We start from the raw sequence: 14,971 nt of genomic DNA, 5'->3' as shown, positions 1-14,971 counted from the left end.
TCGCATAGTTATTCGTGTTAATTTATTTTACATGTAGAACGGGAGAAAACGAGTCTACAGGCATAGCCAGAGAACAGGTGGGAGCATCCATCGGGAGTAGGAATACAACGGAAAGTTTAAATATTGTCTAATTTTATGAACATAAAATTCAATGAATCTTGATTTTTAGACATCAACGAAGATGAAAAAACCATCCTATCCCGTATGGGCTAAGGATGGCATGGTATGGATCGGTGTTTGTGTTAGACACAGCATGTATCGCTATGGGGAGGGCATGGGGTACAGGTCGGATCGGTACAGGGTTAGCGAAACATGTTTCTGAGCACCATCCAGAGGTTGGCCGGTTTCTCAGCCAGACGGCGGGTGTAATACGGGTACCACATCGTTCCATACGGTACGTAACAGCGGATGCGATAGCCTTCCTGCGCGAGACGCTCCTGTTCACTCATTCGCAAGCCGTACAACATCTGAAATTCGAAGGCTTCTGGAGAGATGTCCCGATCCTTGGCGTACTGTTTCGTCCAGTTGATGATGTGATCATCATGTGTGGCAACAGCTGTATATGCACCTTGATCAAGATGGTGCCGAATCATCGTTTTGAACTGATGCATCACTTCGGCTGTACTTTGATATGCAACAGCAGCAGGCTCCTTGTAGGCTCCTTTAACCAGACGCAGCCGGATGCCTTCTCGAATCAAGTCACGTGTATCCTCTTCTGTCCGATGTAAATAAGCTTGTAGCACAGTGCCCGTATTATCCAGCCCTTCTGCATGAAGTCTTCGTACCATATCGAGTGTGGCCTGTGTGAACGGACTATCTTCCATATCAATGCGTACGAACAGATTATAACTCTTCGCTTTGGCGGCAACGGTCCGAATATTCTGATAACCTGCTTCGGGGTCGAGTGCCAGCCCCATCTGGGTCGGCTTCAGTGAAACGTTCGAGTCTGCTCCGCGATGTGCGATGCCCTCGACCAGCCTTACATACTCATCTCTATAGAGGGCCGCTTCGTTCAGATGGGTGATGCCCTCCCCCAGATGATCGAGTGTCGCCATAATGCCCTTGCTGTTTAATATGCGAATTTCCTTCAGCGCCTCTTCCAGCGTGCTGCCTGCGATAAATTTGCCTGCGAGCTTCTTGCCGTATTTAAGGGACAGGCTTTCTACAGCTTTGTTGCCAGCCACGGTTAACAACGTTTTGCGGTATAGTTCTGTTCCGACACTCATCATGCTTCCTCCTTCATCAATTTGTGATTGTGTATTCATATATCTAGCAAAAAACGTGCCAAAAGCTGCTGTATGCAATCCTAAAAAAATATTTCATTCTCAAGCGGAGTTGGCACGCTTCTTGCTTCATATATTTGAATGAGACGTAAGTGCTGCATGAGTCCGAGCAACCCACATCCTGAAGGAGGAATCATTGATGAACATTCCATTTGTTAACGAACCTTTTACAGCTTTTGCGGTGCAGGAGAACCGGGAAGCCTTTGAAGACGCGCTCCGCAAGGTGCAATCCGAGCTTGGACGGGAATATCCAATTATTATTGGTGGTCAAAAAATAACTGGCAGCCAAACGTTACATTCTGTGAACCCGGCTGCGAAGGATCAGGTGATTGGAACAGTTCATCAAGCCGATCGGGAGCTGGCCGAGAAGGCCATCCAGACAGCGGCGGAAACGTTCCACACCTGGAAGCACACGGACCCGAACGAGCGGGCCCGTTATCTGTACAAAGCGGCTGCTATGATGCGCCGCCGCAAGCATGAATTTTCCGCCTGGATGGTCTATGAGGCGGGCAAAACCTGGCCTGAGGCGGACGCAGATACCGCAGAGGCAATTGATTTTATGGAATTTTATGCGCGGGAAATGCAGCGTCTCAGTGAACCTCAGCCACTCGTACGGATTGCGGGGGAAGATAATGAGCTGACCTACATTCCGCTCGGCGTGGGTATCGTAATTCCGCCGTGGAATTTCCCGCTTGCGATTATGGCGGGCATGACCTCGGCAGCATTGGTGTCAGGCAACACGGTGGTTCTAAAGCCGGCGAGCACTACACCAGTCATTGCAGCCAAATTCATGGAATTGCTTGCAGAAGCAGGGCTGCCGGACGGCGTGGTGAATTTCTTGCCCGGACCAGGTAGCGATGTGGGGGATTATCTTGTGGATCATGCACTAACACGATTTGTTAGCTTCACGGGTTCACGGGATGTCGGTCTGCGAATCAATGAACGTGCTGCAAAAACCGCTCCGGGGCAAAAATGGATCAAACGTGTTATCGCCGAGATGGGCGGCAAAGATTCCATCGTTGTGGACAATGACAGTGATCTGGAGCTGGCTGCTGAATCCATTACTGCATCAGCCTTCGGTTTCTCGGGACAAAAATGTTCGGCGTGCTCCCGTGCCATTATTCATAAGGATGTATATGATGAAGTATTACAGAAGGTGCTTGAGCGTACACAGAAGCTGACGTTGGGCAGTCCACTTGAAATGCAAAGTTACATGGGGCCGGTCATTGACGATAAAGCCTATGCGAAGATTACTGAATATATCGAAATTGGCAAACGGGAAGGCCGTTTGGTTCACGGTGGAGGTACAGGCGATCCTCAAGGATATTTCGTTGAACCAACGATCATTGCGGATGTGGACCCGCAGGCCCGGATTGCCCAGGAGGAGATTTTTGGCCCGGTGCTGGCTTTTATCAAGGCCAATTCATTCCAGGAGGCACTGGAGATTGCCAACAATACGGATTATGGCTTGACGGGTGCGGTGATCTCGCGTAATCGGGCACATCTGGAGCAGGCGAGACGCGAATATTTTGCAGGCAATCTGTACTTCAACCGTAAATGTACCGGGGCCTTGGTCGGTACGCATCCGTTCGGCGGTTTTAACATGTCGGGTACGGATTCCAAAGCAGGCGGGCGAGATTATCTGCTGCTTTTTACACAGGCGAAGCTGGTATCGGAAAAGTATTGACCAAGACGAGGTACAGAGGTAATATCTCATCAAAAGTCCAGCGAGACAGAAGGAGGGCCACGGATGTTGGATGTTCAGTTGGTGCAGGAGCAGCGGTTCCGGCTGTCCATCACGCCGGAGATCAAGCAGTCCTTTCATCTGCTGACCTTGTCGGGTCAGGAGTTGATTCGTTATTTGCAGGATGCTGTAGCGGATAATCCACTGCTCGAGCTGGAGGAAATATCATTTTCCCCATACAGGTCAGCTCGAGTAACCGAGCAATTATGGCATGGTGCGTATGATCCTCTGCTTCAGGCCAGAGGGGCAGAGCCTACACTGGAGCAGGTGCTGGCTTCCCAGATTCGCATCACGCTTGCCCCGGAAGAACAGAAAAAAGCTGCAGTTTATTTGGCAGGATCTCTGAATGACAATGGATATCTGAAAATGGAGCTGGACGAGGTGCGAGCAGAGCTGGGCATGTCGATGGATCAGGTGACGGCAGGCTTGAAGCTGCTGCAGTCACTGGAGCCTGTTGGCGTCGGTGCACGGAATCTGCAGGAGTGTCTGCTGTTACAGATTCAGCGTGATGCTTCGGCTGTGCAGCATGCGGAACAGATGGTGCTGATGGGGCTTGAAGCACTTGTTCCTTTTCATCCGGGACGTATGGCAGGCAAGCTTGGTATAACCGCCCAGGCAGCACAGCAGGCGTATGACTATATCACCCGATTAGACCCGAAGCCATGCCGCTCGATCGGCTGCGATGAATCTTTGCATTATGTTACTCCAGATGCGGCTGTGGAGCTGGTGAACGGCGAGATGATGCTCAGCTTGTATACGGCGGGTAACTTTCGGGTATCCCTGAACGAAGCCTGTAAAAGCTGGATCAGGGAGACATCTCCCGGTGAACGCTGGGGGCGCCGGGCAGCCGAGGCGCGGTCGATCCTGCGCAGTGTGCAGCTGCGACGCAGAACACTGCTTCGTGTCATTACAGCGGTCATGGATGAGCAGAAGCGTTTCCTGAGCGAGGGGCCTGATGCACTGGTGCCGCTGAATCTGGCGGTCATTGCAGAGAGAATTAACATGCATGAATCTACGGTGAGCCGCGCTGTAAATGGTAAAACTATACGTACCCCGTTCGGGATGTATAGCCTGAAAGCTTTTTTTGATACAGGTCTGAAAACCTTGTCTGGTCATGAGACCTCCTCATTGGCAGTGAAACGGAGGCTGAGGGAAATCATCCGTTCCGAATCGCTGAGCAGGCCCTACTCCGATAGCCAGCTCGCTGCTATTCTGGCTGGAGAAGGCATCGTAATCTCTCGAAGAACGGTTGCAAAGTACAGAGACGAGCTGCGGATTCTCCCATCTCTGGAACGGAAACGCTGGGTCTGAGCAAGGAGTGAAATCGCAGCCGAACATGTGCACATGTTCGTGAAATAACAGCATGGATACCTGAAAAGCCCCTGTTATCCGAACGAACGGACAACAGGGGTTTTTGGGTGTTTGTGCTGATGTGCAGCTTAATGAGCTTACGCTTACAAACGCTCCATATTGCGCAGGAAATGCTCTCCGGCAATACCAGGGGTGGTCATCTGCTCTGGATGCAAAATCTCTTCCAATTCCTCCGGTGTCAGCAAACCTCGCTCAAGGATGATTTCTTGCAGGGTCATACCGGTTTTCAGCGCTTCCTTGACGATAGAGGCAGCTACGTTATAACCGAGATGCGGGTTTAAGGCAGTTACAACGCTGAAGCTTTGCTTCATAATCAACTCGCAGCGCTCACGGTTCGCTTCCATCTCTTCAACAGCATATCTTGTGAAGACATCAATGCCGTTATTCATGATTTTGAGAGATTGCAGCAGGTTAAAGGCAATGACTGGTCCCATCACATTCAGCTCGAATTGGCCGGCTTCACAAGCCATGCAGATCGTATGATCATTCCCCATCACCTGGAAGGACACCTGATTGATCACTTCTGCCATAACCGGATTCACTTTTCCTGGCATGATGGAAGAGCCTGGCTGACGAGGAGGCAAACGCAGCTCGTTAAGTCCGGCACGAGGTCCTGAGGCCATCATTCGAATGTCATTACAAATTTTAGACAAGCTGACTGCACATACTTTTAGAGCAGCCGACAGTTCCAGATAAGCATCGGTGTTCTGGGTAGCATCCACCAGATCATCTGCGGTCTGAAGGGGCAGCCCGGTTACTTCGGACAAATATTCGGTCACCTTTACAATATACTCCGGCTTGGCATTAAGTCCTGTGCCTACAGCGGTTGCACCCATGTTAATGGTAAGCATACGTTTGTTAGCATATTCAAGACGTTCAATATCTCGTCCGATTACGCGCGCATACGCTCCGAACTCTTGTCCAAGACGAATCGGCACGGCATCCTGAAGATGGGTACGTCCCACTTTAACGACATCGTTGAACTCGATTTCTTTTTTGCGGAAGGCGTCCTGCAGTTTTTTCATCGTAACAAGAAGTGTCTCCGAGAGACGATAGGCTGCAATACGCAGTGCTGTTGGTACAACATCATTTGTAGACTGGGACATGTTCACATGATTGTTCGGATTACAGTGGAAGTAATCGCCTTTGTTTTTGGTTAACAGCTCAAGTCCGCGATTGGCCAAAATTTCGTTCATATTCATATTCATGGAGGTGCCTGCACCACCCTGAATGGAGTCTACAATAAAATGATCCAGATGATGGCCCTTCATCATTTCATCCGCCGCCATAATAATGACTTCACCGATTTTGTTAGGCAGCATCTTCAGCTCCATGTTAGCCATAGCCGCTGCTTTTTTGACCGCAGCCAGCGCTGTAATCAGTTCGCGGTGAACCGGAACGCCGGTAATCGGGAAGTTCTCTACAGCCCGCACCGTCTGAATTCCATAGTACGCGTAAGCCGGGATTTCTTTCTCACCGATAAAATCTTTCTCCGTCCGAGTGGACATAGTAGACATCTCGTTCGCCTCCAGTGGCATCATAGAAATAATTCCGCTCCAGCACTGCTGAAGCGCACTCAGTATATCATTTAAGCAAAATAGATGCCAAGCTAAATGATTCTTTTGCTTTAACCGATAATAATTAAAATTGGGAAAATTAAAATTTCATATCGAGAATAACACATAAGCAGGGGTGGGAAAGCCAAGCTTGTCTTATCATTATGAGCTATATGGTATGAAAGTCATGCATGGATAGGTGATAAGGGCAAAATAGAGCGTTTTCAGTGATATATGTCACAAGAAAATTAGTACATGATTGGTAAAATAGGAAAAAAGGACTACGAGGTGCAGAAAATGAAGTGGAATATAGGAGCGAAGACAATTGCAGGTTTAATACTTATTTCGATTATTACATACGGCACAAGTGGCTTTTTTATTTTTTTTGTTAAGGATTGGGTGTCACTGGATATCCCAAACTGGCTGTATATTACGATTATTTTAGTAATGGGTGTGTGCTGGAACGGCATTCTTGGATGGATGGCTTCCCGTTATCTGACTCGTCCCATTGTAAAGCTGTCTCAAGTGGCGCAGCAGGTATCTTCTGGTGACCTGACGGCTGAAGTTCCTGCAAGGCGTGCACAGGATGAGCTTACCGTATTATATGATGCGTTTCGCATAATGGTTTCTAACCTGCGTGGAATTGTGAACGATATCACGGATAGCACAAGAACGACATCGCAGAATGCTCAGTCTCTCAGTGAGGCGATTACACAGGCTGCCGAGCAGATCGAGATGATGTCAGATGCGGTTGAACACATTGCTACAGGGGTTGAGGATCAGAAGCATACATCGCAGCAATCCCTGATGACCGCAGACGAGATGTTGCAGGATTTCCAGCGGATGCAGAAGCAATCTGTGGGCATGACGGAATTGTCCGGTCAGATGGAGCAATCGGTGGAGCAGACGAAAGAGACTTTTTCTTCACTGATGAAGGGAATGGACGAGCTTGCGGTATCTCATAATCGCTCCCGTGATATTATGCTACTGCTGGAGAAGGAAGCGTCTGATATTGAAGTGATTACACAGTCCGTTAAAAATATTGCTGAAGAGACAGGACTTCTTGCCTTGAACGCTTCTATAGAAGCAGCACGGGCAGGAGAAGAGGGGGCAGGCTTTGCCGTTGTGGCGCAGCAGATTCGCAAGCTTGCTGACGAGAGTAAAGATTCCGTACATCGCATTAATGAGCTGATCAGTCGTGTGCAGCAACGAATTCGGGAGACGGTGCAGCTGAGTCATGAACAGCATGGTCTGGTGGTCAACGAATCAGAGCGCACGATAACGGTGGATCAAACACTTCATGTGCTGACAGGTGCAGTTGAAGTCTTTATGCAGGGTGCGCATGAGATCGGTTCCAAAATCTCAGAGCAGACGGGCCGTGTTGAGCTGACGCATGGTCATGTGAAACAGATCCAAGGAAAAGCAGGCTCATTCTCGGATGAGACGAGACGTATTATGGATGCGGCACATGAAGAGACAGCCATTATGCAGGAGATTTCCTCCTCGGCAGAAGAGCTGAGACAATTGACAGATCGTTTGCTTGAAAAAACGAAAGCATTTCGGATGCAGCCTTGAGCTGTTTCCGAAATGCTTTTTCTTTTTTTGAATAGATACTATTGGAAAGGGAAGCGAAAAAATCGGGGGATCACCGCTACTCTCCAGCTTATTCTGTCATCGGAGTGGATTGTGTGAAATTTTTAGTTCAACTTATATAGATATGAGAATTAGCTTATTATGGTTAAAGCCGAACGTTTTTTCGTGAATTTTAGGATTTGTAAAGTTTTTTTAAGAAAGATTAACAAAAATGCAACGCGCGGGCGATAAATGAAGATATAATAGGTTTATCACGACAAAGAAGGAGCTTAGTATATTGAAAACTTGGACAGGTATCCTGCTGATGATTATTTTGGCGGTGGCTACACTTTCAGTAACCTCAACTGCCAAAACGACCAATGAGTCGAAACAACAGCTTACTATAAATGAATCGTCAAGCCAGGCCGTAACGGTCGAGGCTTCCTATATAGATGGAATGAAAGATACACAAAACAATCAGGAAATGATGCCGGCTAAGGCGGATGATGTATCAGTTGCACCAGAGAATGAGCATGTGCGCGTATACCCCATGAATGTGGAGGGCTCGGGCTATATATATAACGGTCTTGTTGTAGAGGTCAATGGAATGAAACGCGAGTTCAGTGATTGGCGGTCAGAAGGAGGTTCCTACAAACCTGAAGTACATGAGCTGGATTTGAATGGAGATGGCAAAAAAGAAATCGTTGTGCTGTACTCGGAAGGACATGGCACAGGCATTTATTTGGGGCAGGCGCATATCCTCGATCCCGAATCGCTGGAGGAGATGAAGCTGCAGTCTCTGGATGACATTGTGAAGGAGCATGTCCATTCCAAAGTTGAATCTGGCTCGAACAAAATCAAGGTTGAAGTTGCTGTGGATGGGATTCCTGCCAAAGTCTCAACTCTCGACAAAGCGGTTGGAGAAGGCGCTTATTATAATCAGTTACAGTTCGGACGCGTGACATATTATAGTGTGGAACATGGCAAACTTGTTGCGGCTACCTCGGGTGCGTATGGCGAAGGTCTGTATGCCGGTGATTTGACGTTTGCTTATACGTATCAGAACGGAGAGTGGAAGGCAGCTGATCTGAAATATAGTATGGAAGTATATGAAGAGGAGTTCTATGAATCATTTGACTGAGTGACGTATGAATCTGTGCTGCAGCATGGGGGCATAGATACGAATACCTAATGCAATAAGGAATAGATCATGTGGGTGTATGACCATAGAATGGGGCTGAAAAAAAAGCAGGAACTTCAGCCTCATTTCGTGCTGTCCTGCAATAAAAAATGTTTGATAAATTTAAGAAAACACATTGACTTTTCCACTTTAGTCGTTTAAATGTATAAAGGACAACTCATTTTAAACGTCTGGGAGGGAATTTGATGAAGAAAAAGGTCGTACTTGGTTTAATGGTGGGAACATTGACGCTAGGAATTGGTACAGGTGCGCTGGCAGCCACAGGGTTGGAGCAGATCAAAGCGTATTTGAATAGCAAAATCACGTTGAAGCTGAATGGTGAGACGGTGACAGCGAAGGACGCCAATGGCAAGACGGTATTGCCGATTACGTATAATGGAACTACGTATTTGCCGGTTCGCGCGGTGGGTACATTGCTAGGAACCGAGATCTCATATGATGGGGCAACTTCATCCGTCCTGATCGGTGGAACAAATGGGTCAACGCCAGTTACAAACAATAAATCAACATTAAGCTCATTGGGAACATCCGTGCTTGGCTCTATCGCTTGGCATACCAAGGATCCTGCTGAAACTTCATACAAAGGCAAGGATTACAAAGATGTGTATCTGCATAATGATCCCTCGAAACAGGGAAAGGATATTCAGATCAACACGGGCAAAAAGTATTCATCCCTGCATCTGGAGCTGGCAGCTCTGAAAGGAAATCAGGAGATTCAAATCCATGATCAGGATCTCGCCGTTCTTAAAAAGCTGAGCATTACGCCAGAAGACGGTATGGTAAGTCTGGACGTGGATGTAAAAGGCACGGAAGCAGTCTATGTCGAGATCGTATCTGAAGATCCGGGTTCAGCTTTGTTTGTACCGCTCACTACATCTTATCTGACGAAGTAACATAGAACATTTACATGAATGCTCAACTAGGGCGTGTCTTGGAACGAAAATTCAGCAAAATCTGCTTCCTTCAGCGTTAACAGACACGTCCTGAGTGCCTAATAAACGATTATTCACGATGCATCTCCGTTTGTTCAGAGATGCATCGTGGCAATAATCGTTTTTTATTTGGTTTTAAGCTGCATGTGTGAGTGCTTGTTGGTCTCTGCTTAACGAACCACCGTATCCAGCGGTTTGAGATTGGCTTCGATCTCTGCGCGGCGTCCTTCAAGGAAAGGCGGCAGAGCCAGTGACTCACCAAGAGTGGCAAAGTCCTCATCGGTATCAAACCCCGGGCCGTCTGTAGCAAGCTCGAACAAGATGCCGTTAGCTTCCCGGAAGTACAGGGAACGGAAGTAGAAGCGATCTACAAAACCGGAGCTTGGGAATTGGAACTGGCGTACCCGGTCCACCCATTGTCTTAGTTCTGCTTCATTATCTACACGGAATGCCACATGGTGCACACTTCCGCGTCCAGGGCGTTCCTGCTCCAGATCATTGCGCTCTTCCAGGTGAACTTCGGAACCGCTGCCGCCTTCGCCAGATTCAAATACAAGCACATCAGGTTGTCCGGGTGTAAAGGCGGGATAGCTTCCTTTGGCTCTGAAGCCAAGCAGCTCCGTGAGAACAGGCGCGGTGAGTGAAGCGTCTTGTACAGTCAGATGGATGGGGCCCAGTCCAATAATGCCGTATTCTGCTGGCACGGGGCTTTGATCCCATGGTTTGCCGCCAGCAACGCCTGAGTTATGCTCATCCGAGACGAGAATCAACCGCATGCCCTCGAAGTCTGTGAAAGCCAGTGTTGCACATCCTCCACGTTCAACAATCTCGCCATGAGGAACTTCGTATTCGTCAAAGCGCTCTACCCAATACTGGAGAGCGTCATCGTTTGGTACACGAAGTGAAGTAGCGGAGATGCTATTCACTCCTTCGCGTGTGCGGCCAGCCATCGGAATTTCGAAGAAGGTCAGCTCGGTACCCGGATTGCCTTTCTCGTCACCATAGAACAAGTGATACACGGAGACGTCATCCTGGTTAACCGTTTTTTTGATCAGGCGAAGGCCCATAACGTCGGTGTAGAAGCGGTAGTTCTGGTCGGCATGTGCGGTAAGTGCAGAGACGTGGTGAAGTCCTTTAATTAACATCGTAGATTCCTCCTGAGAATTACAAATTTAGTTTAAAACTGAATCGTGAACGAATTGATATGAATTACGTCTGTCTCTATACATATAGAGAGCGGATAATAGTGAAAATAATCGAGCAAATAAGTTGTTGATATTAAAGTAACTAACTTTTAGTATGTTTATTTCTTGTTTTTATCTTAACATAAAGATATTTAAAATACAATGCTTAATTCAAATGAAACTGGACAGCTGCATCGTTCGGTGGCAAAATGAAAAAAGTTACCATCCCAGTGATGAAATGCACATCTCTGTCAACCTGATCCAAAGGAGAGAAGAAAGGCATGCTTTATCCACCTTGGCTTGATCCATATGATGCAGCACCCTTTATCGCATTCTCGACTTCACATATGATATCTATCATAATTATTGCTGCACTTGTGTTGCTGTTATTCCTGTTTCGTCATTCGCTTCGCAGGCTGTCAGAACGTTCAAGCCGGCTCATGCGCATTGCACTGGCAGCCCTGATGATCGGCTGTGAGATCGTGCTGCAGCTCTGGTATGTGTATGGAGGCATATGGAGCCTTCAGACCTCGCTGCCCCTAGAGCTGTGCAGCCTGACATTACTGTTATCAGCCTTGTTATTATTAACACGTACACGCTGGCTATATTCTGCTGTGCTTTTTGCAGGCATTGCAGGTGCTTTAATGGCCATTGTAACACCGAATCTGGGGTATGCTTTTGCTCATTTTCGCTTTATTCAATTTTTCACTGCACATGCGATGATTATTCTGGCTTTGCTGTATATGACGTGGGTGGAGCAATTCCGGCCGGGATGGCGTTCTGTGGCAGGCTCGATGATTTTTGTGAACGTAGCAGCCGTGATGGTGTACGTTGCTGATGTGCTGTTGGGTGCAAATTATATGTTTCTGAGACATAAACCCAATACACCATCCGTGCTTGACATGCTGGGACCTTACCCTGTCTACATTCTTGGAGAAGAGATACTGGCTCTTGTTTTATTTACGCTTTTATATATTGTGCTCTTTGCCATCCCTGATCGTCTGAGACGACATCAAAACAAAAGAAAGACGAAGTCTCATCAGGTGCATTCCAAAATAGGCTGATGACTTCTGTCTGTGGAGCCAGCTCATCGTCGCGATAGGAGCCATTGTGTCATTGATTCCGGCATGGGGGAGGTGAATCATAGATATACATATTCAAAAAGGAGCCGCACCCGGCTCCTTTGGTTACAAATCATCCGATAAACGGACCCTGTAATTTGTTTCAATCCTTCCCTTACTTGTGCTTCTTCCAGTCCATCGAACTGTTATTCAGCAAGTATTCAAAATCATTATCCCGCCGCCTCTGCTCAGCCTTGCGGGCTTCTTCTGCTTGTAACCGCTCTTGCTCCTTACGCGCAGCCTCGGCTGCTTTGGCTTCATCGGCCTGGGCTTTGAGCTTCGCCAGCACATCACTGCTGAGCAGATCCTTCAGTGTAGCAGGCTGGTCTTGTGCCTGAGCTTGGGCTTTGGGAGCAGGTGCGCGTCTTTTGGATTTTGCCATAGGAAAATCTCCTTTCGAACATAGATCACATTGCACATGCAATAATAGGGCTAGTATATCAGGTTCACGCATTTCATTCCATGAAGTATGGCGGTAATGCAGGGGATTGGGGAATACACGGCGAATGAGCACAGGTATAAAATCATATAATGATACCTAGACTGCGACTATTCCCTGGAGAAAGGAGTCGTTGTTCGTGCATGTGAATCGTAATATGTTGAAAGGGCTTGCATGGGGAGTGATCTTCAGTGTACCACTATGGATTGCAATTATTGGCTGGCTGCGTCTGTTCGGGTGGATACATTGAGGAGGTTGTTGTTTTGCGGAAGGAAACGTATGTATGTAAAAGTTATAATGTAAACGTTATCATTGAATAAGCTCTGTTCTGCGCCAAGTGCACAGAACAGAGCATTTGTTTTGTTCAAGAGTACCCGTGTTTACTTTGTATCGTCTGTAATCTTCACGGGTTCCGGATATTCAATGCCGTGGGTATCCACTGTTACTTTTTTCATCACCTGATCAGTAACGGGCTTGTCTCTTTCACCGATCTGCTGTGCAGCTATACCGTCAACAACGTCCATTCCTTCGGTTACTTTGCCGAAAGTAGCATAGGAGTTATCCAAATAATCGGCATCGGCCAGCATGATGAAGAATTGAGAACCGGCGGAATCCAGATCTTTGTCTTGTCGTGCCATGGAGATGACTCCACGCGTATGCTTCAAATGATTTTTATGACCGTTCGAGGTAAACTCACCTTTGATCGCATAACCTGGCCCGCCTGAACCGTTCCCGTTCGGATCACCGCCCTGAATCATAAAGCCTGGAATGACCCGGTGAAAGATCAGACCATCGTAGAACCCTTTGTTTGCAAGGGAGATGAAGTTATACACCGTATTGGGTGCAATGTTGGGATACAGCTCAATCACAATCTTCTGCCCATCCTGCATCTCAATAGTTGCTACCGGGTCTGGTCCTTCTGGCACAGCCGGAACCGGCGTTTGATAAGCATTGTTTGCAGGGCGTCCGCACCCGCTCATAACGATCAGCAGCATCGCCAGCATAAGCGAAACTGCGGTAGCTTTTTTCCACCGTAAAGACATGAATAGGATCCTCCTTGATTCGATCTTCAACTATCATACCGTTTTCAGATGCAGAATGGCAATGCAAGGCTTGTTAATCTGGTGAACGGGGATGGTTTTCATAGAAGCATAGGTGTAAAATAAGGAAAATGCTTCCGCATCAGGGGGACGTACGGGTCTGTTCCGTCCGCTCCATACACGGCAGTCCCGGCGTCGGATTCGGAAAGGACGTGCGGGTATATGAACTTCTCGTGGAAGCGAAATCTGATCATTCTGTGGATCGGTGTCTTTTTTTGCAGCACGGCATATTCAATCTCTATTCCGTTTTTGCCTTTATTTCTGAGCAGTGAACTGGGTGTTCGGGCCCATCTGGAGTTGTGGTCGGGTCTGGCCTTCGGCATTACGTTTCTGGCCAGTGCTCTTGTATCCCCTTTCTGGGGATCGCTGGCTGATAAATATGGGCGCAAGCCGATGTTAATTCGTTCAGGATACAGCCTGGCTGTCCTGTATTTGATTAATTTTTTTGTGCAGGACCCATATTCACTCATTGTTGTTCGTTTATTTCAGGGATTGCTTGCCGGTTTTGTGCCTGCGGCAATAGCACTGGTTGGTACGAACACACCCGAAGAGAAGACGGGGTATGCCTTGGGCATTATGTCAACGGCTGGAGCAACTGGCGGGATTATCGGTCCGCTGATTGGCGGCCTTGTCAGCCATTATTATGGCAATCGGAGTGCGTTTCTATTTTCGGCGATCGTTGTGCTGGTGTCTGCGGTTATCGCGACCTTCTGGGTCAAGGAAGAGAACTTTAATCGCAACAAGGCTCGTTCGCATGTCATGGATGATATTCGGGAAGCCAGAGCAAACCGTGTGTTCATTACTGTGCTCATCATGATGGGGATTTGCACCTTTTCAGTCATGATTTTGGAACCGCTCTTAACCGTGTATGTGATGGAGATGGGAATACAAGCGGATCGTGCTTCTTTAAGCTCAGGCATTATTTTCTCGGCAGTGGGCGTAGCGACAGTTATTATGGCTCCGCGCTGGGGCAGGCTTGGATCAAGGATTGGTTTTGGGAAAGTGATGGTGATTGGACTTGTTGGTGGAGCAGTAGGTAATCTGCTGCAGTTTTTCACCACAGGCTATGTTGCGTTTGGCATCCTGAGATTTGTCTATGGACTTTTCTTTGCGGCGGTGTTCCCTGCAATCAATGCGATGATTGTACAGGTTACGGAACCGGCATTTCGAGGCCGTGCGTTTAGTTTGAACCAGTCTGCAGCCCAGATTGGCACGATGGCGGGACCGATTATCGGAGGAGTCCTTGGCGGCTGGCTTCCAATACGCTGGATATTTATTATTAATGGTGTTGCACTTCTGGCCACCGCGATTGCAGTGAAATGGACCAGGCTGGAGCATAAGCTTCCTGGACCAGGTACAATTGTTGAAAAATAATGATGGCTTTAAGTGATACATTCAAGATGGGAATGAACAAATAAAGCTGTGCAACTTGAAGCAAGATGAGACATACAAGCACGAAGGAGATGAC

General features: G+C 47.8%; 12 protein-coding genes. 7 read left to right on the top strand and 5 right to left on the bottom strand.

Going from position 1 to position 14,971, the window contains the following annotated elements:
• Positions 1 to 302: 302 nt before the first annotated feature.
• Positions 303 to 1,226 (bottom strand): proline dehydrogenase family protein, encoded by a 924-nt coding sequence (locus DFQ00_RS14735; RefSeq protein ID WP_110897236.1) that lies wholly within the window; start codon positions 1,224 to 1,226, stop codon positions 303 to 305.
• A 196-nt stretch (positions 1,227 to 1,422) separates the two neighbouring features.
• Between DFQ00_RS14735 and pruA the strand changes: the two genes are divergently transcribed.
• The gene (gene pruA, locus DFQ00_RS14730) at positions 1,423 to 2,970 is read left to right on the top strand and encodes an L-glutamate gamma-semialdehyde dehydrogenase (RefSeq protein ID WP_110897235.1); all 1,548 of its coding nucleotides are present in this window, start codon (positions 1,423 to 1,425) and stop codon (positions 2,968 to 2,970) included.
• A gap of 63 nt (positions 2,971 to 3,033) precedes the next feature.
• Positions 3,034 to 4,338: an RNA polymerase factor sigma-54 gene (rpoN, locus tag DFQ00_RS14725; RefSeq protein WP_110897234.1), complete on the top strand. Its 1,305-nt coding sequence runs from the start codon at positions 3,034 to 3,036 to the stop codon at positions 4,336 to 4,338.
• Between the two features lie 143 nt (positions 4,339 to 4,481).
• Here rpoN and DFQ00_RS14720 read toward each other — a convergent pair whose 3' ends face one another.
• Positions 4,482 to 5,915 carry an aspartate ammonia-lyase gene (locus DFQ00_RS14720; protein ID WP_110897233.1) on the bottom strand — a complete coding sequence of 478 codons (1,434 nt, stop codon included), beginning with the start codon at positions 5,913 to 5,915 and terminating at the stop codon, positions 4,482 to 4,484.
• Between the two features lie 336 nt (positions 5,916 to 6,251).
• On the opposite strand from DFQ00_RS14720, the gene DFQ00_RS14715 reads away from it, so the two are divergent.
• From DFQ00_RS14715 to DFQ00_RS14705, 3 genes are all read left to right on the top strand, one after another.
• Positions 6,252 to 7,529: a methyl-accepting chemotaxis protein gene (locus tag DFQ00_RS14715; RefSeq protein ID WP_110897305.1), complete on the top strand. Its 1,278-nt coding sequence runs from the start codon at positions 6,252 to 6,254 to the stop codon at positions 7,527 to 7,529.
• 295 nt (positions 7,530 to 7,824) lie between these two features.
• Positions 7,825 to 8,667 (top strand): hypothetical protein, encoded by an 843-nt coding sequence (locus tag DFQ00_RS14710; RefSeq protein ID WP_110897232.1) that lies wholly within the window; start codon positions 7,825 to 7,827, stop codon positions 8,665 to 8,667.
• Positions 8,668 to 8,912: 245 nt separating this feature from the next.
• On the top strand, positions 8,913 to 9,620 hold the full coding sequence (locus DFQ00_RS14705) for a stalk domain-containing protein (protein ID WP_110897231.1): 708 nt from the start codon (positions 8,913 to 8,915) through the stop codon (positions 9,618 to 9,620).
• A 209-nt stretch (positions 9,621 to 9,829) separates the two neighbouring features.
• Here the strand turns inward: DFQ00_RS14705 and DFQ00_RS14700 are convergent, their stop codons facing one another.
• Positions 9,830 to 10,804 carry a ring-cleaving dioxygenase gene (locus tag DFQ00_RS14700; RefSeq protein ID WP_110897230.1) on the bottom strand — a complete coding sequence of 325 codons (975 nt, stop codon included), beginning with the start codon at positions 10,802 to 10,804 and terminating at the stop codon, positions 9,830 to 9,832.
• A 320-nt stretch (positions 10,805 to 11,124) separates the two neighbouring features.
• Here DFQ00_RS14700 and DFQ00_RS14695 point away from each other — a divergent pair, with 320 nt between their 5' ends.
• The gene (locus DFQ00_RS14695) at positions 11,125 to 11,907 is read left to right on the top strand and encodes a YwaF family protein (protein WP_110897229.1); all 783 of its coding nucleotides are present in this window, start codon (positions 11,125 to 11,127) and stop codon (positions 11,905 to 11,907) included.
• Positions 11,908 to 12,079: 172 nt separating this feature from the next.
• Here DFQ00_RS14695 and DFQ00_RS14690 read toward each other — a convergent pair whose 3' ends face one another.
• Together DFQ00_RS14690 and DFQ00_RS14685 are read right to left on the bottom strand one after the other, a co-directional pair.
• Positions 12,080 to 12,346 carry a YqkE family protein gene (locus DFQ00_RS14690; protein ID WP_110897228.1) on the bottom strand — a complete coding sequence of 89 codons (267 nt, stop codon included), beginning with the start codon at positions 12,344 to 12,346 and terminating at the stop codon, positions 12,080 to 12,082.
• A 437-nt stretch (positions 12,347 to 12,783) separates the two neighbouring features.
• Complete coding sequence (locus DFQ00_RS14685) at positions 12,784 to 13,446, bottom strand: peptidylprolyl isomerase (protein WP_110897227.1); 663 nt, start codon at positions 13,444 to 13,446, stop codon at positions 12,784 to 12,786.
• A gap of 219 nt (positions 13,447 to 13,665) precedes the next feature.
• On the opposite strand from DFQ00_RS14685, the gene DFQ00_RS14680 reads away from it, so the two are divergent.
• Positions 13,666 to 14,877 carry an MFS transporter gene (locus DFQ00_RS14680; protein WP_110897226.1) on the top strand — a complete coding sequence of 404 codons (1,212 nt, stop codon included), beginning with the start codon at positions 13,666 to 13,668 and terminating at the stop codon, positions 14,875 to 14,877.
• Positions 14,878 to 14,971 lie beyond the last annotated feature (94 nt).

It is taken from the genome of Paenibacillus barcinonensis, assembly GCF_003217495.1.
GTDB lineage: Bacteria > Bacillota > Bacilli > Paenibacillales > Paenibacillaceae > Paenibacillus > Paenibacillus barcinonensis.
Note: the sequence above shows the minus strand (reverse complement) of the source record. Positions and strands in the feature narration are given on the sequence as shown.

Bases quoted from the DNA above. Each gene is read 5' to 3' on its own strand.
- DFQ00_RS14705 (WP_110897231.1), top strand. From the start codon at position 8,913: ATGAAGAAAAAGGTCGTACTTGGTTTAATGGTGGGAACATTGACGCTA.
- DFQ00_RS14695 (WP_110897229.1), top strand. From the start codon at position 11,125: ATGCTTTATCCACCTTGGCTTGATCCATATGATGCAGCACCCTTTATC.
- DFQ00_RS14700 (WP_110897230.1), bottom strand. From the start codon at position 10,804: ATGTTAATTAAAGGACTTCACCACGTCTCTGCACTTACCGCACATGCC.
- DFQ00_RS14715 (WP_110897305.1), top strand. From the start codon at position 6,252: ATGAAGTGGAATATAGGAGCGAAGACAATTGCAGGTTTAATACTTATT.
- DFQ00_RS14685 (WP_110897227.1), bottom strand. From the start codon at position 13,446: ATGTCTTTACGGTGGAAAAAAGCTACCGCAGTTTCGCTTATGCTGGCG.
- DFQ00_RS14720 (WP_110897233.1), bottom strand. From the start codon at position 5,915: ATGTCTACTATGTCCACTCGGACGGAGAAAGATTTTATCGGTGAGAAA.
- DFQ00_RS14680 (WP_110897226.1), top strand. From the start codon at position 13,666: ATGAACTTCTCGTGGAAGCGAAATCTGATCATTCTGTGGATCGGTGTC.
- DFQ00_RS14690 (WP_110897228.1), bottom strand. From the start codon at position 12,346: ATGGCAAAATCCAAAAGACGCGCACCTGCTCCCAAAGCCCAAGCTCAG.
- DFQ00_RS14735 (WP_110897236.1), bottom strand. From the start codon at position 1,226: ATGAGTGTCGGAACAGAACTATACCGCAAAACGTTGTTAACCGTGGCT.
- rpoN (WP_110897234.1), top strand. From the start codon at position 3,034: ATGTTGGATGTTCAGTTGGTGCAGGAGCAGCGGTTCCGGCTGTCCATC.
- pruA (WP_110897235.1), top strand. From the start codon at position 1,423: ATGAACATTCCATTTGTTAACGAACCTTTTACAGCTTTTGCGGTGCAG.